The sequence below is a fragment of the Thermococcus sp. genome (genome assembly GCF_026988555.1).
In the GTDB taxonomy this organism is placed as follows: Archaea; Methanobacteriota_B; Thermococci; order Thermococcales; family Thermococcaceae; genus Thermococcus.
On the sequence record NZ_JALSLB010000058.1, the window covers coordinates 1 to 20,312 of the forward strand.

Below are 20,312 nucleotides of genomic sequence, written 5' to 3' on the forward strand. Positions count from 1 at the left end.
GTGTTCAGATCCTTCATTGCCTTTATTTTCCTCTCGCGATCGCCTTTGACCATCACTCCGTCGGCGAAGTCCGCCAGGCCGTCGAGGTGAAGGAGGCCAATTGTGAAGTAAAGCGCGATAACCGCTAGGACGTTCGAGAGGGGAAGCCTTAAGTAGAGGACGAGCATTGGGAGCGCTGAACTAACCAATGCAACGAGTGGAAAGGCCCAGAGCTCCTCGCGGGCTTTTTCGAAGTCGCTCATGACTGGCACCCGTGTCAAGAACGGCAGGAGGTTCCTCATGGCCAGTCCGCCTCCGATTCGAAGAGCCTCGTCATGCAGCCCGCTATGAAGCCACCTATTGCGTCGTCGAGGAATGGCGGTAGCCTACTCAAAACCCCTGGCTTCTTGGTGTCGTAGTAAAAGAAGTTGAAAAGGGCCATTTTACCGCCGATGTATTCCGCTATGCTTATCCCAATAAGTTCATCGGCGACTAAGTTCACCGGATCGCCATCAACCCGGAAGTTTTCCTCGAGCAGGAGCGCCGCCATGAGAAGGGACTGAACGTTAATGTCGTCAAGATAGCGGAGCATCGTCTCCTCCAGCAGTTCTCTAACGTCTCCGGCATTTTCGCCGATGTAGAGCTCCATCGCGGTATCGAGCATCTTTTCAAGGGTTATTCCACTGGATTCGAGGAGTTCAATGAGTTCCATTATAAAAACCCCTCCTAAAGCTTGTACCCAAGGCCGAGGATTTAAGTTCTTTTAGGTAATCTCCAAGTGGTATGAGCTTTTCATCTTTGATGTCAAGAGTGTAAAATCTGATATCTAGGGTTGGATACACTTGTTTCACTATTTTTATGAGTTTGGCAAACTCCTTGGCATGGAGGAATGCTGTAATTGGCTCAACAACAACCTTAACATTTCCTTGAGATTGCTCGTATTTTCTAAGAGTCTTGTGGATCTTTCCAAAACCTTCTTCAAATAACGTCTCGAACTCATAATTCTCATTGTTAAAGCAGACATCAACAATAGCACCATTTTTTGGTTCTTCAGTCTTTATAAGATCTTTTATGAGTTTCCAATTTTTTCTTTTGCCTTTTGGCATCATTCCCTTCTTTTCGAGTTGTTTTATCAGCCAGCGAACAATGAATGCTTTTCCTCTTAGATGTTCTATGCTTTCATTCTCTCCTGGTTTGACGATACCCAAGATGTTGTAGTATTCATCCCCAATCTCCTTAAGCTTCTCTTCATATTTGTCTTTACTCGCGTTAAGAACTGCATCCATTGAAACATTTGGGGGAGTTTCTCCTTTGAGATCCACGAATCCAAAAAGTAAACCTGCAAGTTTGAGTTTTTCTTCAAACGAAAGTCTCCTAGGTATTAACTTAACAATTTTAGCTCCTAGGTGGAGCCGGCTCCAGTTTATTTCATTCAAGAGTGTTGCATATTCTTCAAAGATTTTGTCATTTTTGGTATAAAAGATCACAATCCCTTTCTTCTTTGAGAAAATTGCCCAGAGTCTATCAACCAAAGACTCTTTATCAATCTTAATCTTTACGTCTTTAGCATCCAGTTCAATCAGAAAAAGCTTTCCTTCATCAAGCCATTGTTCAATTTCCCTTTTGTTCCAATCTTCTCTGAGTGTAAGCTTTTTGACTTCTGGATATCCACCATGCTTTTCTCTGTAGATCCTAAGAATGAGGGTTTCAAACGTCTGGATGTAACTATCATCTTCATAATCCTTGAACAATACTACAAGCGGCTCAACGTCTCTAACTTTCCGGGCACCATTACCGAATAAGAACTCTAGCGGGTCTTGAAGTTCTTCCCAGCTAACTTCCTCTTCTCCACTCCCTGTCTGTGCTTCGACTGCATAGGATGCCTTAGTAATCTCCTCTTGAGGCTGGATTGATTCCATCAATTCTTTATTAATCTCTGCAACACTTTCCCTTCGAGCCTGAACAGTAGGCTGGGCTGAGTGGTGAATTAATCGGGGAGTTAAAACTTCCACATTCAATGAAGCCATCTCAAAGGACATTGAGGGCTTTTGAAAAACAAACTTGGGAATAAAAACTTTCCTTCCCTGCTTACTTATTGAGTAATCAATGTCAAGTCTGCCTTCTGAGAATTCAATAATTGACTTTAAGAGCTTAACGTTTGGGATTACAAGAGTACGAGTTTTTTTCCTGATTGGAAAGCTTGTATCGAGCTTAAAACCTAAAAACTCGAAAGCTGGAGGAAAAACCCTAAACTCTGGAACTATAAGCTGGTGTTCTTTCTTCTCTCTTGGATAATCTAAAGCTAATGATGCTGTTTTGAAAGATATAGCTGGCTCCCTCAAGTTGAGGACAGGAACCATGATGTTTTTCTCAATTTCTTTTGAAATCTCCTGAATTTGAGTTCTATCTTCTGTGCTCTTCTGGAGTTCCGGTTGTACAGGTGGCGTTTGGAGAGGTGGGACTTTGGAAGATTCTGTTTGTTTCTGTTTCTTAGCTTTTCTTCTCTCCCTTTCTCTTCGTTCTTCATAGTAATCCTCCCTGAATGCTCTCTTCGATTCTTGTTCTGGCATTATAACCACCGTTCTACCTCTTTTACGAAATTATCATCGTAAATCAGCACATCTGGTTCTTTTGCCGAGATTATCCTTGACAATCCTAAGAACAGTCTCGGACCAACTGTGTCAAGAAATTCTGGAAATGAGCATTTTGCTTGTTCGTGAATATGCTTGTAGTAGCTTGGTGAGTATTTATTCCAGTACTCTAAAATGAAAACGCCATTAATTCTCAGATAATACTCAACTCCATATTCGTCGAGTCTCTTCAAACCAGATATTTTTGAGATGGTATACTGGGGAAGCAATTTCTCAACGAAACTTATGTAATCTTGCCTTAAGTTCTCAACTTCTGGAACAGCATAAGCAAGCACCTCTTTAATTTGGGATGGATATATGTCAGCGTGGTTAAGCATCCAAATTCTATCTTGTGAGACGTCAAAGAACAACCATAGTCTAATTTGCATCTGATATAAATTATTTGCAATTCCATCAACTTTGTGTCCCCAAATAGTATAATTCTTTTTGATCTCTTCACTTTCAACGTCTGGAACAAAAATCGGCTCAAGTCCTAAAAAGTCTTTTAACTCTTCAAAATTCTCTTTTAGCTTTGGATATGCTGCGATAATATATTTCCAGTGAAGGCCCGCAGTGCTTATAACAAAGAATGTATAGTAGTTGTGGTTTGCACTGAAAGAAACACATGCCTTATAAAGGTCTTTTAATATGTCCAAAAGTTTATTTGGATCTTGGAGAATTTCATTGACTCCTATGTTATGTTGAGTTTCGATTTTGGCTTTTCGAAGAATTGTACTGCTAGCTTCATTGAGTCCCTTTATCATTCTCAAAAAGCTTATCTCTTTTTCATCTTTGGATTTTATTCTAACAGCCTTGAGTCCTTTCTCACCTACTTCTCCCACTGCAATACTAAACTCCCTCGGCTCGACATAAATGCCAAACATCAATTTAATTAGCTTTGCAAGGCTTCTCTCCTTGTAGTTTCCGTTCTCATCAATGCCACCAACGAAGAAGGGCAGGAGCCTCTCATCATTATCCTTCACGGCTTTTAAAGACTTCCCGACGTATGGAAGGAGCTCATTCCTAAGTTCTAAAAGTGCTGTGGTAGATTTATAAATTGGCACAATGTATTCTTTAATGTAATTCTTCCAAGCCTCAACATCCCAATAGCGGAAGTTTGGAATCGTATCATAGTAGCTTCCCATATTACATCACCTGGTAGAAACACACCAGAAGAGAATTTAAACATTTCTCCGAGTTTTGCACATCATAAAGACTTCTTTTGTTCCAGCTGGCATTGCTCTCTATTTCTTGCTTTTGGCTCTCAATCATTTCTCATTCTCTCACCAGCCTGAACTTCAGCCACCAGTAGGTCTCGCTCTCATCCACCTTCTGCGGCTTCAGCTCAAAACTTCCCTCAAACAGCGGGCATTTTAAGACCACCGTGTGGAACTCGGCGAACTCGCCGACCGGGTCAACGCCCGGGTTTTCGCTTAGGAATTCTTCCAAATCATCAACCGAGCGGAAGGTGTAGCCAAGCCATTCCCTTCCCAGCTTCTCCTTGTTGACGGCTATTATCGAGTATTCAAAGCCAGTTTTCAGGATTTCCTCGGCGAGTTCTCTCGTGCTCCTTCCCCAGGGGGGTTCGAAGGGCTTCACCCCCGCTTCTTCCGCAAAGTGTTCAATCCACCTCAGGTGGTCCTCCAGCGGGACGTCGCCCGCTATGAGGTAATCAACGCCGAGAGCTGAGATGAACTCCGCCAGAGCCTCACTCCCTTTGGCCATGTCGAAGGTGAGGAGCTCCTTTCCCATAGCCTCGGCCAGCGTTTTTAATGCTTTAAAGTTCTCCCAGTGGGGCGAGAGACCGATGGTCGTTTTCAATGCGAGCAGGTAGGGAACTTCGATCCTGTTTTTCTCCGTCAGATGGAGAGCATAGAGTCCATCCTTGCCGCCCGAGAAGAAGGCAACACCCCTCACACCTTCCCCTCCGTTCTGAGTACTTCAAACTCCTCCCGAAGAATCGAGAGCTTGGTTCTGTTCACATAGGGTATTAAGGCACCACAGTCGAGACAAAGCCATACTCTCCCGTACACGGCTTTGGTAAAAATCCCCGTGGTTTTGCTTTTCCAGGGCGGGACCCAGAAGTACGTCGAGTGTCCGTACGTTTCAACTTTACTCGGAACCATTCTGCCCCCGCAGAAGGGACACTTCCTCGTCTCTACCATGGAAACCACCAAACCTATAAACCCCCTGGACTTTTTATCCATTATGCTCCTGAGGTTCGGGCAACTCAAGAAAGTCGGTGGGGTCCACATAAACCCGTCAAATCTTAAAGTAATTCCGTTAATCCTCCGCGACTGGAGGGATTTCCTGAGCTTGGACGAGAAGACATATGGGGTCTATGCAAGAACGATATACAACCCGATGGAGAGATTCCTCGTCGTGAACGGGGAAGATGAGAGAAAAGCCCGGGAGCTGGAAGGCCTCTACCGCGAGCTCCTCAAAGACCCCCTACGGTTCTGCCGCGAGGAGTACTACCGCTATCAGCTCAGGGTGGGCGAGTTCGATGGCCTTCCCTTCGCCAACGGCTGGGTTGGTTCAGGGGTTGTCCTTGTCGGCGAAGCGCCGGGAAGGAAGGGCTGCGGAAAGACCGGGATATGCTTCTACCGCGACGCCTCGGGCATGTTGCTTAGGAAGACGCTCTTCACTCTGAGCATCAACCCGGACTTTCTTTACATCACCAACGTCGTGAAGTGCAACCCGCCAGATAACAGGCTGAGGGGCTTCGGCGAGGGCGAGCTTGAGCTACTCGCGAGGGAACTTGAAGCCCTGAAGCCGAGGACCATCTTCGCCATTGGCAGGACGGCCGAAAAGGCCCTGAAACGGCTCGGCTTTGAGTTCACGTACCTCAAACATCCAGCCTGGTACGTGCGGCGCGGAATCAGAGAGCCGAACGAGGGGATGCTGGAGGAGTATTCTGCCATAGGGGAGGTTTTCGGAGAATGGGGGTTCTGACGGTTTTCTTCCTTGCACTGCTCTGGGACTTGCTCCTTGGAGAACCGCCGGCGAAGCTTCACCCTGTGGTGTGGTTCGGAAAGATGGCGGGCTTTCTTGACAAAAGGTGGAAAAGAAAAAGCCCTCTCCGGGATTTTCTCGCAGGGACATTGGTTGCTCTCATCGTTGTCATCTTTGCCTTAGCTCTCTCGCTCCTCCCGTCTTATCTTCCTTTCCCGCTCAACTATGCTTTGGCCGTTTACCTCCTCAAGAGCTCCTTCGCGATTAGAAGTTTATACGAGCACGTGGCAAGGACCGTAACTAGGAAGGTCGAGGAAAAGAGGAAGGCCGTCTCGATGATAGTGAGCAGAGACACCAGAGCTCTCGATGAGGCCCACCTCAACTCCGCTTCGATAGAGAGCCTGGCTGAAAACCTCAACGACTCAGTAATCGCCCCGCTGTTCTACTTCCTCCTCTTTGGCCTCCCAGGGGCCTTAATCTACCGTGCGGTGAACACTTTAGATGCTATGCTCGGCTACAGGAACGAGCGCCATGAATATTTTGGCAAGTTTTCCGCCAGGTTGGATGACATCCTCAACTTCATTCCGGCCCGATTGACAGTTCTTCTCTACCTCCCGTTCGGCGGACGGAAAGTTTTGAGGTATTACCGCCTCGCCAGGTTCAAGCTCAACTCCGATAAGCCGATAGCTGCCATGAGTGCAGTCCTTGGTGTCTGGCTGGAAAAACCCGGCATTTACCGCTTTCCAGGCAGGACTCCAGAGAACGATGATATCGGGCGAGCCCTGAGGGTTTATTGGTTCATCGTTGCTGAATGGGTGATTATCATTTCCCTACTCTTTGCAACGGAGGTGTTCCCATGCTTGAGCCCGTGAAGTTCTCGACCTACCACGGCGGAAGCAGGGAAGAAGGTTTGCTGGACTTCTCGGCCTCGCTGAATCCCTATCCTCCGGAGTGGCTCGACGAGATGTTTGAGCGCTCCAAAGAGATAAGCGACAGGTATCCTTACTACGAGAAGCTTGAAGAAGGGCTTGCCGAGCTGATAGGGGCACCTCTAACCCTAACGGCCGGCATCACCGAGGCGCTCTATCTAATCGGCATCCTCGCGCTCCGCGGAAGGAGGGTGATAATCCCCCGCCACACCTACGGCGAGTACGAGAGGGTTGCGCGGATTTTTGGGGCAGAGGTCGTCAAAGCTCCCAATGAGTCAGAAAGGCTGGCGGAACTCGTCGAGAGAAACTCCGTTGCATTTTTCTGCAACCCCAACAACCCCGACGGAAGGTTTTACAGAATTAAGGAGCTCAAACCGCTCCTCGATGCTATCGAAGAGAAAAAAGCCCTCCTCATTCTCGACGAGGCCTTCATAGACTTCGTCAAAAACGCCGAGAGCCCCGAAGGGGAGAACGTTGTAAAGCTCAGAACCTTCACCAAGAGCTACGGTCTGCCCGGAATAAGGGTCGGCTACGTCCTCGGTTTTAAAGAGGCCTTCCGGAGCGTCAGAATGCCGTGGAGCATGGGCTTGACTGGGGTTGCCCTCCTTGAGCTTCTCCTCAGAGACGGCTTTGAACACTTAAGGAGGACCATGCCCCTAATCTGGCGCGAGAAGGAGAGGATTGAAAAAGCTCTGGGCGTTAAGAGCGACGCCAACTTCTTCATCAAGTGCGTTGGAAACGCTGGAGAATTCGTTGAGGCCCTCAAGATGCAGGGAATCCTCGTGAGGGACTGCGAGAGCTTTGGCCTGCCAGAATACGTCCGTTTTTCAGTCAGGAAACCAGAAGAGAACGATAAGCTGATTGATGCCTTCCGAGGGCTGGAGGTAAAATTTTAAACCTGAACCTACATTCATTTTTGGTGGTACTATGCACGATCTCTACACGGCCCTTGCCGAGTACTACGATGCAATCTACCGGCGAAGGGTCGAGCGGATTTCCCGGGAGATTGACTTTGTGGAGGAGCTCTTCAAGAATGAAGCCGAACGAGAAGTGACTCGAATCCTCGACCTCGCCTGCGGAACCGGGATCCCGACTCTCGAACTGGCGAGGCGCGGTTATAGCGTGGTCGGTCTCGACCTCCACGGGGAGATGCTTGCCGTCGCGAGAAGAAAGGCCAAAGGGGAAGGGCTTAGCGTCGAGTTCATTCAGGGGAACGCGCCGGAGGTTGATTTCGAGGAGGACTTTGACGCCGTCACGATGTTCTTTTCATCTATTATGTATTTCGATGATTCTGCAATTCAGCAATTATTTAATTCTGTAAAACGGGCTCTGAAACCGGGCGGGCTTTTCATCGCCGACTTCCCGTGCTGGCACTACGGCGGAAGCTCTCCGATAGTATGGGACGAGAGGAAGGGGGAGGAGAGGCTCGTCATAACCGACTGGCGTGAGGTCGAGCTCGCTTTCCAGAAGCTCCACTTCAAGAGACTGGTGCAGATAGTTAAGCCCGATGGGAGCGTTAGGGCCTTCATGGTGGACGACGAGCTCAACATCTACACGCCGAGGGAGATGAGACTCCTAGCTGGGAAGCACTTCAGGAAGGTCAAAATCTACGGAGATGGACACGAGCTGAGGCCCAACGACAGAAGGTACTGGCTGGTGGCGATGAAGTGATATATAAATGCCTTCAGAGGACGTACAATGCTAATTTTCTGCGGAAAAGTTATATAGTTTTGGTCGGTAGTAAAGTCTTGGGTTGAGGCATGGGGTACCTTTCACTAACCCACGATCAACAGGCGTTGATCTATCTGCTTCATGCCTACACTGGAACTCAGACAGATGGATTCTTATGGGTGAAGGAGCTCCATCTAAACGCGCTTATCTACCATCTGATAAAAGCAGGTGTTTTTGAGGAGTATGACTACGCTCCAAGCCTTGTAACTTTCCATGGTATCAAGATGTATGCAAAGATAAGCCAGGAAGTGCTATGGGACCTGGAGAGGTTCAGGAGAATCGGCATGGTACAGAAGCTCAAGCTTTCAAACAAGTATTACGATGATGTAGGTGCCTACCGGCTCCACAACGGTATCTCCAAGATAAGCAGGTTCGTATCTATGGACGTCATGAACACGGTGGAAGAAGAGATTGGATGTGGCAAGGAGCGCTTGACGGTTCTTATCTCTGAGCATCCACAGAGGGGGAGGACAGTTCTGGACGCCTACCTCAGGTGCCCCCCAGAGGGAATGCGGAAGATAGACTTCTTTGACATAAGAAGGATAGCCTATTCTTCGAAGAGCTATCTGCCTGAGGTGGTATGATGGAGGCCAAGAGTTACATTCATCTACTTGGCAGAACCCGAATACTGATAACCGAATGGTTGCCCTTCGGTGAGAACACCATCTTGGAGCTTTCGAGGAAGCTTGAAACGGAGAGTGGAGAAGGCACTCACAGTATTCTGACGGAGGTTATAGATCCCGAGCCGCAGGAAATGATATTCAGAACCGATTCCATCCCTACGGTGATCCAGGTAATCAGGAGCGAGGAAAGTAGAAGTATAGACTTCAAGTGTGCCGTGGCATACTCGGAGACCAACGCGGATATACAGGAGGAACATTTCGGTGTGCACGTTGATAACCTTGGCAGGATAATCTATGGCCTTGAACTTCTTGAGGCAGGTGGCTCGCGTGGCAGGTACAGCATTGACAACGTGTCCTCTGTTATCGCTGATCTGGTTCATGACAGTTCCAAAATGCTGAATACCGTAATATCGAAGTATCAGAAGCGGCTTCTTGAGCTTATCTACTTCAACGAACCCCTACATCGTGACAAGTTCTTTTTGGTCTTTGCGGAGGGGATGGAGCCGAACATGGATGATGACTCACTGATGCAGTTTTTACAGGGAGTTCTTGAACTCAAACAGGTGTTATCTTCGATTAAAACGGTAAAGACCCTTGAAGATGGGACTCTTATGATACTCGGGGCCCAGGGTGTAATAGCCGTGGGTGAAAATGCGTTTGAATACGAACAGGTTCTGCTCACGTACGCGTTCATGAAGAGCATAGAGAACAGCCTAGAAAACGCCCTTGCAAGGCTCTGGCGTTCGTGGGATATGTCGGAGGAGCTCAAGGACAGTGTGTTCTCCAAGGAGGGTACAAACTCACTTAGGGAAATAAACAGACGAATAAGCGAGCTTCAGAGTGACGTCTCAATAGTCACCTCAGTTTTCAGGTACATAAAGGATACTTTGAGTTCACTCAGTAGTGTGATATTGGAGCTTCGGGGGGATTCAGTGTACGATCTTCTTGGGATAGACGGGAGACTGGAGATCCTAAGAAGACGTGTGGAGGATGCTATACCCGTTGCCGAAACACTCTCGAGGGAGGTGGAGATACTGGTCAGCGTTGCGGATACTCTCCTGGACAACTCCATCGTAAAGCTCATGGACGCTGTTGAAGAAAACACGAAGAGATACGTAGCTATTGGAGAGGCCCTTGAGCTGCTTGAGGTGGGTATATTTGGGGTTTATGCGGTTGAGCTTATCCACATAGCGCTTCAGTACAGTGGGATAGAGGAGGACCTGATGAGGTTCAGCTTTCTGGGTCTCTCATTGGCTTTCTGGACGATACTCACCATAGGACTCGGCGGCATAATCTTTGCGTGGTACCTGCTGAAGCTGACCAAGAAGAGGGTAATGGGGGAACACGGAAACTGAAAAGCCATCATACCGGGAAGCGCTATTCAAACACCTTAAAGATCAAAATGGTATTGTTCTCGTTGACAAACCTCGAAAAGTTTTTAAAGCGATGCATCGTTAGGGGCATCGGTGGTGCCTATCGTCCACCGTAACGCCGATTTCGACCCGTGAATTTCACGCGTTCCGCGCTTCTCGGTTATCCTCCACTCCGGCACCACCGGCGTTGCTAAGATTTTTAAGCCGCCCTTCTGAGGGTAACCCATCTTCAAAAAACCGAAAGGGTGATGCCCATGCTTCCCAAGACCTACGAGCCCGAGAAAATTGAACCGAAATGGCAGAAGTTCTGGCTTGATGAGAAAATCTACAAGTACGAGCTCGACGAGAAGAGGCCGAGCTACGCTATAGACACACCTCCCCCGTTCACGAGCGGAACGCTCCACCTCGGTCATGTTTTGAGCCACACCTGGATCGACATCATAGCGCGCTACAAGAGGATGACCGGCTACAACGTGCTCTTCCCTCAGGGCTTCGACAACCACGGCCTCCCGACCGAGCTCAAGGTGGAGAAGGAGTTCGGGATAAGTAAGGATCAGCCTGAGAAGTTCCTCCAGAAGTGCGTCGAGTGGACCTGGCAGGCCATCGAGGCGATGAGAAACCAGTTCATCAGGATAGGTTATTCCGCCGACTGGGGCCTGGAGTACCACACGATGGACGACTGGTACAGGGCTGCCGTTCAGAAGTCCCTCCTTGAGTTCTACGAGAAGGGCATGCTCTACCGCGACAAGCACCCTGTCTACTGGTGCCCGCGCTGCAGGACGAGCCTTGCCAAGGCCGAAGTCGGCTACGTCGAGGAGGACGGCTACCTCTACTACATCAAACTCCCCTTAGCTGACGGCTCCGGCCACGTCCCCATAGCCACCACAAGGCCCGAGCTGATGCCGGCTTGTGTCGCTGTGTTCGTTCACCCGGACGACGAGCGCTACAAAGACGTGGTAGGTAAGAAGGTAAAGCTCTCGATATTTGAGAGGGAAGTGCCGGTCATAGCCGATGAGGACGTTGACCCAGAATTCGGAACAGGTGCGGTCTACAACTGTACCTACGGTGACGAGCAGGACGTCGTCTGGCAGAAGCGCTACAACCTGCCGGTTATCATCGCCATCAACGAGGACGGCACGATGAACGAAAACGCCGGGCCCTACGCCGGCCTCAAGGCGGAAGAGGTGCGCGAGAGAATAGCGGAAGACCTCGAAAAGATGGGACTGCTCTACGACAGGAAGAAGGTCCACCACCGCGTGCTGAGGCACACCGAGAGGAGCTCCTGTATGGCGCCCATCGAGCTGCTCCCCAAGACCCAGTGGTTCATCAGGGTGAAGGACTTCACGGACGAGATAGTGAAGGTCGCGGAGGAGATCAACTGGTACCCCGAGGACATGTTCTTGAGGCTTAAGGACTGGGCCGAGAGCATGGACTGGGACTGGGTCATCAGCAGACAGAGGGTCTTTGGAACGACGCTCCCGTTCTGGGTCTGCAAGAACGGCCACGTGGTTCCGGCGAGGGAAGAAGACCTTCCGGTTGACCCGCGCTTTGATAAACCTCCGGTCGAGAAGTGCCCGGTCTGCGGTGCAGAGCTTGAGCCCGTAACTGACGTCCTCGACTGCTGGATTGACTCAAGCATAACCCCGCTCATCATAACCCGGTGGCACGAGGCCATGAAGGGCGACGAAGAGGCCAAGCGCTGGTTCGAGCACAACTTCCCAACGGCTCTAAGGCCGCAGGGAACGGACATCATAAGGACGTGGGCCTTCTACACAATATTCAGAACCCACGTGCTCACCGGCGAGAAACCTTGGAATGACGTCCTCATCAACGGAATGGTCGCCGGCCCGGACGGCAGGAAGATGAGCAAGAGCTACGGCAACGTCGTTGCACCGGACGAGGTCATACCGAAGTACGGCGCCGATGCGCTCCGCCTCTGGACCGCCCTCGCTCCGCCCGGAGAGGACCACCCGTTCAAGTGGGAGACCGTCGACTACAACTACAGGTTTTTGCAGAAGGTCTGGAACATCTACCGCTTCGCCGAGCGTCATCTGGTAGATTTTGACCCGAGCAGCGCTCCGGAGGAGCTTGAGCCGATCGACCGCTGGATACTCAGCAGACTTCACAGGCTGATAAAGTTCGCCACCGAGGAGATGGAGCGCTACCGCTTCAACCTGCTCACCAGAGAGCTGATGACCTTCGTCTGGCACGAGGTCGCTGATGACTACATCGAGATGATCAAGTACCGCCTCTACGGCGACGACGAGGAGAGCAAGCTGAAGGCGAAAGCGGCACTCTACGAGCTGCTCTACAACGTGATGCTCCTCCTCGCACCGTTAGCCCCGCACATAACCGAGGAGCTCTACCAGGAGATGTTCAAGAGGCACGTTGGTGCCAAGAGCGTGCACCTCCTTGAGTGGCCGAAGTACAACGAGGGCAGGATAAGCGAGGAGGCTGAGAGGCTCGGGGAGCTCGCCCGCGAGATAGTCGGTGTCATGAGGCGCTACAAGAACAGCCACGGCCTGGCTCTCAACGCCAAGCTCAAGCACGTGGCCATCTACGCCACCGAGGGCTATGAGGCCCTGAAGGCCATTGAGAAGGACATCGCAGGAACCATGAACATCGAGAGGCTGGAAATAATCCAGGGCGAGCCGGAACTTGAGGAGCGCATCATTGAGATAAAGCCCAACTTCAGGACTGTTGGACCGAGATACGGCAAGCTCGTGCCAAAGATCACCTCCTACCTCAAGGAGAACGCGGAAGCAGTTGCCAAGGCACTCAAGGAGACCGGAAAGGTTGAGTTTGAGGTTGAAGGCCAGACGGTCGAGCTGAGCAAGGATGACATCGTGCTCAGGAAGGCCGTGTTCAGCGAGGGCGAAGAGGTCGAGACGGCAGTCGTTTGGGATGCCGTTGTGGTGTTCTTCTGAGTTAACCTTTTACACCCCTACTCCATTTTCTTCTGGGTGGTGAAGTTGGGGGAGGATGAACTCAGAAAGAGAATCGAGGAGATGGAAGCACTGCTTGAACTGATGGGCAGAAAGTACGCGGAGATGAAACGGGACAGAGAAGTCCTTAGGAGGGCAATATCAGAACTCAAAGGGGAGAACGCCAAATTAAAGGGTGAGGCCGATGGAAGAGCTTAGAAAGAGGCTCCTGGAACTCTCCAAACAGGAAGCATCGCTCAACTTTAAGATGTACGAGCTTTTTGAAGAAAATCGGGTTCTGGCCATAAAACTAGCCGGTTACATCGCAGAAAACCGGCTCCTCGGTGGCAACTGGGACAGTGAAGAGGTCAAGAGCGTTATGGATCGATACCTCATCGGGAAAACGGACAGGGGTGGGGAACCGCCGGAATGATTTCAATGAAGAACATCTCTGTTCACAAAACGTTTAAAAAGCATTGACGTTACCAACCCGCGGGCAAAATTCCGGGCGAAGGCGTCCGCCCTAATCGCCCCCCCGGGGCTAATGACGCCTGTTCTCCAATCCAGGAGGTGACGCCATTGAACCCGGAAGGAAGGATGATAATAGGTGCAGTCCAGGTTATAGTAGTGCTCATGCTCTCTCCCCTGATGGTGGGGATACTGAAGAAAATCGAGGCAAGAATAGAGTCGAGGAAAGGAATAAGCATATTCCAGCCCTACTACGATTTAGCCAAATTCTTTAGAAAGGAGACTCTCATTCCTGAAGGCGTTGGGCCTTTCTTTATCATGGCTCCATTCATAGCGTTCGGGGCCATGCTGACCCTTCCCTGGATGCTTCCCATAGTCGGCAACTTTCCGAGCTGGCTTGCGCCGACGGTTGACTTCTTTGGCGGAACGTTCATCTTCGGCCTGGCCGCGATGGTATCAATCCTTGCGACCGAGAGAACAGGAAGCTACTACACGGGTATAGGGTCAACGAGGGCGATTAACTTTGGCGCCTTTGCCGAGCCCGTCCTGATAATGGTATTCTTCGGTGTTGCAATCCTAACGGGGACCAACAACCCGTTCCTTATGAACCACAGGGTAACCGCTGGGAGCTGGTACCTGTCACCAACCCACGTACTCATCACGGCGGCCTTCTTTATGCTCCTGCTCTTTGACACCGGGAAACTGCCCATCGAATTCCACGGGAGCAACGAACTCGGAATGCTCGACCAGGGAAAGGGCCTCGAGTACACCGGCCCGCTCTACGCCATCAACTCGTGGGCAGGCTACATGAATTCCTTCATACTGATGGCGGTCTTCCTCAACGTCTTCGCCGTCCCCTGGGGGCTGGCAACGAGCGCGGGTCTGGTCGAGGTCGTCAAGGGGATAGTGGCCCTCTTTGTCAAGATGCTCGGCCTTATACTGGCTTTCGTTGTCGTTGAGGAGACCCTGGCGAAGATAAGGCTCTTCCGCATAATCGACTATCTCTCGGCGAGCTTCCTCCTTGCCATAATGGGGGTCATCAGCTTCCTTCTTGGGGGTGTGGTTCCATGATGAACATCGTAACGGAAGTGACCAGTCTCATCGGTGTCACTGTACTGCTTGTAGCGTTCCTCCTGCTGACTGAGTCCTACATGCACTCCCTTATTGACCTGATTGCCTTTCAATCCATCCTCATCGGGGTCATCATTGGTCTCGTGGGCTGGCAGGAGAGGATAGCGGAGCTCATGATCCTTGCCGGGATAACCATCGTCTTCCGGGCGCTCATAATCCCGTGGATTCTTCAGCGGGACATCAGAAACGAGAGGATATGGCGCAACAGGGAGATAAAGACGACCCACCATGCAATAGTCGTTGGTTTGACTGTCGCGGTCCTGGCGTATTTCCTCTACGTGCCGGTCTACAAGGTAACGGGCGACTGGGATGGGGTAATCCCTTTTGTTCTGCTCTTCCTCAGCATGCTGATTATAGTAGCGAGAAGGAACGCACTGGCCCAGGTCATAGGCTACGTCAGTGAGGAGAACGCCCTGCTGTACCTGGCGGTCATGCTGACTCCGATGCCCATGATACTGGAGTTTGGTATCCTGCTTGACATGATCGCCTTCGTTCTCTTGGCAGTCGTTCTGGGTGCGGAGAAACGTTACGGCCCTGTGGAAGTTGAGGAGCTGGTGGGGTGATACCATGGATGCGGTGTTCTATCTCTTGCTACTCCCCCTCATAGCGGTGTTCGTTTCAATTCCCTCTGAGAGATTGGGGAGGCTTCTAACCCCTGCACTTGCCTTTGCAACCGCTGCACTGGCTGCTTCTATGCTGTGGGGCGGCTACACCACATCGACCCACAGCTTCTACGTCGATGAGTACTCGCTAGTCACGGCCAACATCATTGCGTGGGTCTACCTCTTCGCCTCGCTCGCCTCGCTCTACTACACGGAGCGCGTTGAGAGGCCGTTCTTTAACCTCCGCTACTACTGGAGCTTGCTCTCGCTCTTCGCCCTCAGCATGCTCTTCACTGCGGTGGTAGCGAACCTTGGCTGGATGTGGATCGGGCTTGAGGCAACCACTATAGTCAGCGCCCTCCTCGTAATAACCGACGGTAAGAGGCGGAACGTTGAGGGTGCGTGGCGCTACATGATAATCGCCTCCGCGGGACTTGGAATAGCCTTTCTGTCGGTCGTCCTTGCCTACAGCTCCGCCGGAACGCTCGACGTGAGGCAGCTGACCTTCACCTCAAAAGAGGGTATCCTCGTGTCCCTCCTTGCACTGATCGGCTTCGGCACAAAGGTCGGCCTGTTCCCCATGCACAGCTGGTTGCCAGACGCCCACGGGAGTGCACCGTCCCCCGTCAGCGCAATGCTCTCCGGAACGCTCCTTCCTACAGCTTTGCTGGTTTACTATAGAATTTTCAGCGCGGCAGGAATTAACGATGCTCCCGCTAGGGTAACACTCCTTGTTGGGCTCTCGACCATCATCGTTGCCTCAATCCTCATGGCCTCACAGCGCTTCGTGAAGAGGCTTCTGGCCTACTCCAGCATGGATATGATGGGCGTCGCGACCACGGGGATTGCACTGAGCTACTACCATCCGGCACTGCTTAAGCTTGTCTTTCTCCTCATAGCCGTCCACGCCTTTTCAAAGGGCGCACTCTTCATCTCAACGGGGAGCATTGTGAGGGCCTATGGAAGCCATGAAATCGGGGAAATAACCGGCCTGCTGAACTCCACCAAACTTACCGGGTATTCCTTTGTTCTTTCGGCACTTTCCGTAACCGGCACGCCTCCGTTTGGAACGTTCATGGCCGAGCTGGGGATCGTCGGTGTTGCCCTTTCGAGAAGTTACTGGTGGGGGCTCCTCATCGGAACCGGCCTGCTGCTGTCGTTTCTGGCCTTGAACTGGCATGCCGCAAGGATGGCGTTTGGGGGGGCTGAGAAAGTGGAGATCCCGTTGGGAGAGGAGGCAATACCCTTTGCGATGACCCTCGTGGCCCTTGGGATAAGCCTCTACGCATGGTATATCACCATCACAGGGGGTCTGATAATATGAAGGTACTCTCAGCCGTTTTCAGGAGGGACGGAAGGTACCTGACGGTGTGGGTTGAATATGAAACCGGAAAAGCTGAGGTAATCCCCACGGATTCACTTCCCGACAGGAAAATCGCCCCGGCCCTCATCGGTGAGACGGCATCTTACGTAAGAATACCGGCGGGAACGAACGCAGTTCCGTTGACGTACGGACCAGCTGCGGGCGGTCTCGGTCAGGCCGGGGCCTTTGAGTTGCTCACATATGGAGAGAGAATAGTCGCCATAAGGCCTGTCTACGGCTACAAGAGGCGCGGGATTGAGGAGGAGATGCTCAACCGCCCGGTTGGGGAGTCCCTCGTGGTTCTTGAGAGGGCAGCAGGGAACTTCGCAATGGCCTACACCTACGCTTTCCTCCGCGCCTTGGAGGAAAACCCCGATGAAAAGGTTTGGGGGGTTAGGAAGGTTCTCCTTGAGCTGGAGAGGCTTTATAACCACTTCAACGTCATCCACAAACTGGCTGGGGCGGCATCACAGAAAGTCGCCACCATGCACTTCCACGCTCTGGAAGAGGATGTGCTGAGGGTTTTCTCAAGGCTCGTCGGTCACCGCTACGGATTTGGTGCTAACGGACCCGGTGAGGTCAGAATACTCGACCGGAACGTGATTGAAAGGGTCAATGACATCAAACGGGAGTTCCTTGGCCTTCAGGAGGAACTCCTCGAGAGCAAGATATTCATCGACCGTCTTCACAACACATGCAGGCTCACCAGGGAAGACGTCATCGAGCTCGACGCCGTTGGAATAGCCGCGAGGGGTTCTGGGGTCCCGAGGGATGTTAGGGCCTTCGATCGGTTCTACTCCTATGAGCCGATTACTTGCCGTGAAGGGGATGCCCTCGCGAGGATGATGGTCCGCATGGAGGAGATAGAGAAGTCCTTTGAGATAATTGAGTCCGTTGACGTGAGGTCTGTGAAGTCCGATCCATCGGTTAAAGATGGCCTGAACCTTGGTCTTTCGGAGGCCGCACACGGCGACGTTCTCACGCTGGTGGAAGCTGAAGGTGGAAAGGTGAGATGGATTGGGCTCAGGGGGGCGTCGCGCATCAACTACATCGCCTTCGCAAGGGGCATAACCGGAAACATTTTTACGGACTTTCCTTTTGGCCTTGAGAGCTTCGGTTTGAACTTCGCCGACGCGGATCTCTGGCAGGGGGGTGAGGATTGATGTGGATACTCAGGGGGCTTAGAAAGGGCGTGATGACAAGTGGGTACCCCGGGAAGGTCAGTGACGATGAGCTGGCACCGGATTTTCCTCTTAAGGAACCGGAGGAGTGTCCCTTTGGGGCTTTGGAGAACGGGAAGTTCGACATCAAGAGATGCCTGAACTGCCGCCTCTGCAACGCCCCCTTGGGCAGGAAGCTTGACGTTGATGAGATACTGAACCCGATGAACTTCAAGAATTCCCTCCATGTTTTCTTCCTTGACGTCGGGACATGCCATGCATGCAACCGTGAGGTGGCCCAGCTGAGCAGTCCCTACTACGACGTTCACAGGCTGGGGATATTCTTTACACCAACACCAAAGCACGCGGATGTTCTCCTTGTCGCGGGCTGTCCAACGGATGACATGATCCCGGTTCTACGGGAGGCCTACGAACTGATGCCGGAGCCGAAACGCGTCCTTGCTCTTGGAGCGTGTGCAAATGGGAGTCTCTGCGGGAGAGACACAGGGGAGTTCGTCCCGGTTGATGGGTACGTGGCCGGCTGTCCACCCGCGCCGGTTCAGATAATACGGGCACTCCTTAAGATCTCAGGGAGGGATGTGGAATGAACCCTTACTACCTCATAACCATTGGTTTCGTGCTTTCTTCCCTCATTGCAGTGGGCTCACGCAGGGCCTCGTACTGGCTGAGCGCCGTCCTTTCAGCAACGCTGCTTGGACTTCTAGTGTTTCAGCCTGGCTCTCTCGATGAAACGGCACGTTACTTCATGCTGATTTCGTCAATAGTCTGGCTGGCGGCTTCTCTATTCAGCGTGAGCTACGACGACCACTACCCGAGGCTCCTCGCCGGAGCGTTCTCGATGACGATGGCGGGGATGATGGTCATCCTGCTTGCGAAGGGAGCGGTTGGTTTCCTGATAGGTTGGGAAGTCATGACCGTGGCGAGCTACCTCGGGATAACCGCGAAGGATAGGGAGGGTAAAGGTGCCTACAAGTTCCTTGCCTTCGGCGAGCTGAGCGCCCTTTTAATTCTGGCGGGCTTCGGTCTGCTCTCGATGGGGAGCGGCTCAACGAGTTTCTCCGCGTGGAAACCCTCACAGGTTTGGGACGTGGCCTTTTTCCTCGCGGCCCTTGGATTCGCCGTGAAGATGGCGGTATTTCCGTTTCACGTCTGGCTCCCAGACGCCCACGGTAACGCGCCGGCCAACCTCTCGGCCCAGCTAAGTGCAGTGCTCACCCTCATGGGGCTCTACGGGATCGTTAAGCTTCTCCTCATCGGGAGGCCTGCCGACTGGATCGGTGCGTTCTTCCTTCTCTTTGGAGGGATAACCGCTGTACTCGGTGCCGCGTACGCGGCCGGAACGGAGCACGTCAAGAGACTCCCGGGTTACAGCACGGTGGAGAACGATGGCATACTACTCGCCCTCTTCGGCGGAACCGTGGTGGCCCTCAACCACGGCGTAATGGACCTGGCCTCGTTCACTTTCCTATCCCTGCTGTTCTTCGCCTTCGCACACAGCGTTGCAAAAGGACTGCTCTTTCTCATAGCAGGAAGGCTTGAGAACGGCACCGGACGCTTCCCCGAGGTCGTCCGTGGAAGACTCACCACGGTTGGCGTTGTAGCGGGCTATGCCTCCGCCCTCAGTCTTGCGGGAATCCCACCATTCCCCGGGTTCCTTGGGGAGTGGCTCGGCATAGAGAGCCTCCTGCAGAGCTTTAAAATACCTGATCCCGGGTTCAAGGTACTTATGATGCTCGTCGGATCCCTTGCGGCCCTGACGGCCGGGATAGCGGGCGTTGCCATGAGCAAGATGGTAACCCACGGCGCTCAGAGAGCAGGTGAAAAGAAAGGTCATCCCGTTGAGGACGCCGGCTACGCCTTCTTAACCCTGGTTCTCTTCACGGTCGGGATATTTCCGGGCCTCATTTTCCGTCTCATCAACGTGCCGATGACTGCCCTGACAGGGGAGAAGGCGACGAGTTTTCTGGGAGGTGCACTGGGCATACGGAACGGCTTCCTCGTGGTTGCCAAAGGATTCGGGGGGATCTCACCGACGTACCTTGCCACACTAGTCTTCCTCTTCGCCCTCGCTGGTTACATCACCGTCAGGGTCTTCAGGGGCCGGAACATCAGACGCGTCAGGGCCTGGAGTGGTGGCCTGAGCAACCCCGAGTACCCGCCGATAGCACACTCGGCAATACTCCTCATCACGGAAAGCTGGCTCTACGGGACGAAGGAAGAAAACGGAAAACTTCACTGGCGTGAGAAGGTCAACCAGGCCTACAACTGGATGAGCAGGGGCTATCTGAGCTTCTCCGAATGGTTCAGGCACAGCCTTATGAAGGGCTCTGACAGTGTTTACGTCGCCTACATACTGCTTGCGGTTATGGTGGGGTTGCTTTACCTTCTCCACGCCCTCTGATGTTTTACTTTTTTGGCGGCTG

21 protein-coding genes and 1 riboswitch are annotated in these 20,312 nt (G+C 52.0%); of the genes, 15 read left to right on the forward strand and 6 right to left on the reverse strand.

All coding sequences use genetic code 11. From position 1 onward, the window contains the following. From MVK60_RS09205 to MVK60_RS09230, 6 genes are all read right to left on the reverse strand, one after another. Positions 1–281, reverse strand: a 281-nt coding sequence (locus tag MVK60_RS09205) for an adenosylcobinamide-GDP ribazoletransferase (RefSeq protein ID WP_297438684.1), incomplete at its 3' end; no start/stop codon positions are given. Further along, positions 278–691 carry an alpha-ribazole phosphatase CobZ gene (gene cobZ, locus MVK60_RS09210; protein WP_297438686.1) on the reverse strand — a complete coding sequence of 138 codons (414 nt, stop codon included), beginning with the start codon at positions 689–691 and terminating at the stop codon, positions 278–280. The genes MVK60_RS09205 and cobZ, both read right to left, overlap by 4 nt. Then, positions 678–2,558 carry a hypothetical protein gene (locus tag MVK60_RS09215; protein ID WP_297438688.1) on the reverse strand — a complete coding sequence of 627 codons (1,881 nt, stop codon included), beginning with the start codon at positions 2,556–2,558 and terminating at the stop codon, positions 678–680. Before MVK60_RS09215 ends, cobZ begins: the two co-directional genes overlap by 14 nt. Next, complete coding sequence (locus MVK60_RS09220; RefSeq protein ID WP_297438690.1) at positions 2,549–3,754, reverse strand: hypothetical protein; 1,206 nt, start codon at positions 3,752–3,754, stop codon at positions 2,549–2,551. The genes MVK60_RS09215 and MVK60_RS09220 overlap by 10 nt, the downstream gene beginning before the upstream one ends. Positions 3,755–3,884: 130 nt before the next feature. After that, the gene (locus MVK60_RS09225) at positions 3,885–4,526 is read right to left on the reverse strand and encodes a diphthine--ammonia ligase (protein WP_297438692.1); all 642 of its coding nucleotides are present in this window, start codon (positions 4,524–4,526) and stop codon (positions 3,885–3,887) included. After that, positions 4,523–4,774 carry a hypothetical protein gene (locus tag MVK60_RS09230; protein ID WP_297438744.1) on the reverse strand — a complete coding sequence of 84 codons (252 nt, stop codon included), beginning with the start codon at positions 4,772–4,774 and terminating at the stop codon, positions 4,523–4,525. Before MVK60_RS09230 ends, MVK60_RS09225 begins: the two co-directional genes overlap by 4 nt. A gap of 43 nt (positions 4,775–4,817) precedes the next feature. On the opposite strand from MVK60_RS09230, the gene MVK60_RS09235 reads away from it, so the two are divergent. From MVK60_RS09235 to MVK60_RS09305, 15 genes are all read left to right on the forward strand, one after another. Next, on the forward strand, positions 4,818–5,564 hold the full coding sequence (locus tag MVK60_RS09235) for a uracil-DNA glycosylase family protein (RefSeq protein WP_297438694.1): 747 nt from the start codon (positions 4,818–4,820) through the stop codon (positions 5,562–5,564). After that, positions 5,552–6,436, forward strand: a complete 885-nt coding sequence (cbiB, locus tag MVK60_RS09240) for an adenosylcobinamide-phosphate synthase CbiB (protein WP_297438696.1) — start codon at positions 5,552–5,554, stop codon at positions 6,434–6,436. Before MVK60_RS09235 ends, cbiB begins: the two co-directional genes overlap by 13 nt. Then, a complete protein-coding gene (locus MVK60_RS09245) occupies positions 6,421–7,389 on the forward strand; it encodes an aminotransferase class I/II-fold pyridoxal phosphate-dependent enzyme (RefSeq protein ID WP_297438698.1) in 969 nt (322 codons plus the stop codon). Before cbiB ends, MVK60_RS09245 begins: the two co-directional genes overlap by 16 nt. Before the next feature lie 31 nt (positions 7,390–7,420). Then, positions 7,421–8,164, forward strand: coding sequence for a class I SAM-dependent methyltransferase (locus tag MVK60_RS09250; RefSeq protein WP_297438700.1), 744 nt, complete (start codon positions 7,421–7,423; stop codon positions 8,162–8,164). Between the two features lie 89 nt (positions 8,165–8,253). Next, a complete protein-coding gene (locus tag MVK60_RS09255; protein WP_297438702.1) occupies positions 8,254–8,808 on the forward strand; it encodes a hypothetical protein in 555 nt (184 codons plus the stop codon). Next, on the forward strand, positions 8,808–10,202 hold the full coding sequence (locus MVK60_RS09260; RefSeq protein WP_297438704.1) for a hypothetical protein: 1,395 nt from the start codon (positions 8,808–8,810) through the stop codon (positions 10,200–10,202). Before MVK60_RS09255 ends, MVK60_RS09260 begins: the two co-directional genes overlap by 1 nt. Positions 10,203–10,474: 272 nt before the next feature. Continuing rightward, the gene (locus tag MVK60_RS09265; protein WP_297438745.1) at positions 10,475–13,147 is read left to right on the forward strand and encodes a valine--tRNA ligase; all 2,673 of its coding nucleotides are present in this window, start codon (positions 10,475–10,477) and stop codon (positions 13,145–13,147) included. A 36-nt stretch (positions 13,148–13,183) separates the two neighbouring features. After that, positions 13,184–13,363 carry a hypothetical protein gene (locus MVK60_RS09270; RefSeq protein ID WP_297438706.1) on the forward strand — a complete coding sequence of 60 codons (180 nt, stop codon included), beginning with the start codon at positions 13,184–13,186 and terminating at the stop codon, positions 13,361–13,363. Beyond that, entirely contained in the window at positions 13,350–13,577 is a 228-nt protein-coding gene (locus MVK60_RS09275; RefSeq protein WP_297438708.1) for a hypothetical protein, read from the forward strand. The genes MVK60_RS09270 and MVK60_RS09275 overlap by 14 nt, the downstream gene beginning before the upstream one ends. 65 nt (positions 13,578–13,642) lie before the next feature. Continuing rightward, a riboswitch (Fluoride riboswitch) is annotated at positions 13,643–13,705 on the forward strand. A gap of 18 nt (positions 13,706–13,723) precedes the next feature. Beyond that, positions 13,724–14,683: an NADH-quinone oxidoreductase subunit H gene (locus tag MVK60_RS09280; protein WP_297438710.1), complete on the forward strand. Its 960-nt coding sequence runs from the start codon at positions 13,724–13,726 to the stop codon at positions 14,681–14,683. Further along, positions 14,680–15,306, forward strand: a complete 627-nt coding sequence (locus MVK60_RS09285; protein WP_297438712.1) for a hypothetical protein — start codon at positions 14,680–14,682, stop codon at positions 15,304–15,306. The genes MVK60_RS09280 and MVK60_RS09285 overlap by 4 nt, the downstream gene beginning before the upstream one ends. 4 nt (positions 15,307–15,310) lie before the next feature. Then, the gene (locus MVK60_RS09290) at positions 15,311–16,669 is read left to right on the forward strand and encodes a proton-conducting transporter membrane subunit (RefSeq protein ID WP_297438714.1); all 1,359 of its coding nucleotides are present in this window, start codon (positions 15,311–15,313) and stop codon (positions 16,667–16,669) included. Continuing rightward, entirely contained in the window at positions 16,666–17,871 is a 1,206-nt protein-coding gene (locus MVK60_RS09295; protein ID WP_297438716.1) for a hypothetical protein, read from the forward strand. Before MVK60_RS09290 ends, MVK60_RS09295 begins: the two co-directional genes overlap by 4 nt. Next, a complete protein-coding gene (locus tag MVK60_RS09300; RefSeq protein ID WP_297438718.1) occupies positions 17,871–18,476 on the forward strand; it encodes a hypothetical protein in 606 nt (201 codons plus the stop codon). The genes MVK60_RS09295 and MVK60_RS09300 overlap by 1 nt, the downstream gene beginning before the upstream one ends. Then, positions 18,473–20,290, forward strand: coding sequence for a proton-conducting transporter membrane subunit (locus MVK60_RS09305; protein WP_297438720.1), 1,818 nt, complete (start codon positions 18,473–18,475; stop codon positions 20,288–20,290). The genes MVK60_RS09300 and MVK60_RS09305 overlap by 4 nt, the downstream gene beginning before the upstream one ends. Positions 20,291–20,312 lie beyond the last annotated feature (22 nt).

Excerpts from the sequence above, each read along its gene's own strand:
- MVK60_RS09265 (WP_297438745.1), top strand. The coding sequence starts at position 10,475 with ATGCTTCCCAAGACCTACGAGCCCGAGAAAATTGAACCGAAATGGCAG.
- cbiB (WP_297438696.1), top strand. The coding sequence starts at position 5,552 with ATGGGGGTTCTGACGGTTTTCTTCCTTGCACTGCTCTGGGACTTGCTC.
- MVK60_RS09285 (WP_297438712.1), top strand. The coding sequence starts at position 14,680 with ATGATGAACATCGTAACGGAAGTGACCAGTCTCATCGGTGTCACTGTA.
- MVK60_RS09295 (WP_297438716.1), top strand. The coding sequence starts at position 16,666 with ATGAAGGTACTCTCAGCCGTTTTCAGGAGGGACGGAAGGTACCTGACG.
- MVK60_RS09260 (WP_297438704.1), top strand. The coding sequence starts at position 8,808 with ATGGAGGCCAAGAGTTACATTCATCTACTTGGCAGAACCCGAATACTG.
- MVK60_RS09255 (WP_297438702.1), top strand. The coding sequence starts at position 8,254 with ATGGGGTACCTTTCACTAACCCACGATCAACAGGCGTTGATCTATCTG.
- MVK60_RS09275 (WP_297438708.1), top strand. The coding sequence starts at position 13,350 with ATGGAAGAGCTTAGAAAGAGGCTCCTGGAACTCTCCAAACAGGAAGCA.
- MVK60_RS09220 (WP_297438690.1), bottom strand. The coding sequence starts at position 3,754 with ATGGGAAGCTACTATGATACGATTCCAAACTTCCGCTATTGGGATGTT.
- MVK60_RS09230 (WP_297438744.1), bottom strand. The coding sequence starts at position 4,774 with ATGGTAGAGACGAGGAAGTGTCCCTTCTGCGGGGGCAGAATGGTTCCG.
- cobZ (WP_297438686.1), bottom strand. The coding sequence starts at position 691 with ATGGAACTCATTGAACTCCTCGAATCCAGTGGAATAACCCTTGAAAAG.
- MVK60_RS09305 (WP_297438720.1), top strand. The coding sequence starts at position 18,473 with ATGAACCCTTACTACCTCATAACCATTGGTTTCGTGCTTTCTTCCCTC.
- MVK60_RS09235 (WP_297438694.1), top strand. The coding sequence starts at position 4,818 with ATGCTCCTGAGGTTCGGGCAACTCAAGAAAGTCGGTGGGGTCCACATA.
- MVK60_RS09290 (WP_297438714.1), top strand. The coding sequence starts at position 15,311 with ATGGATGCGGTGTTCTATCTCTTGCTACTCCCCCTCATAGCGGTGTTC.
- MVK60_RS09250 (WP_297438700.1), top strand. The coding sequence starts at position 7,421 with ATGCACGATCTCTACACGGCCCTTGCCGAGTACTACGATGCAATCTAC.
- MVK60_RS09245 (WP_297438698.1), top strand. The coding sequence starts at position 6,421 with ATGCTTGAGCCCGTGAAGTTCTCGACCTACCACGGCGGAAGCAGGGAA.
- MVK60_RS09300 (WP_297438718.1), top strand. The coding sequence starts at position 17,871 with ATGTGGATACTCAGGGGGCTTAGAAAGGGCGTGATGACAAGTGGGTAC.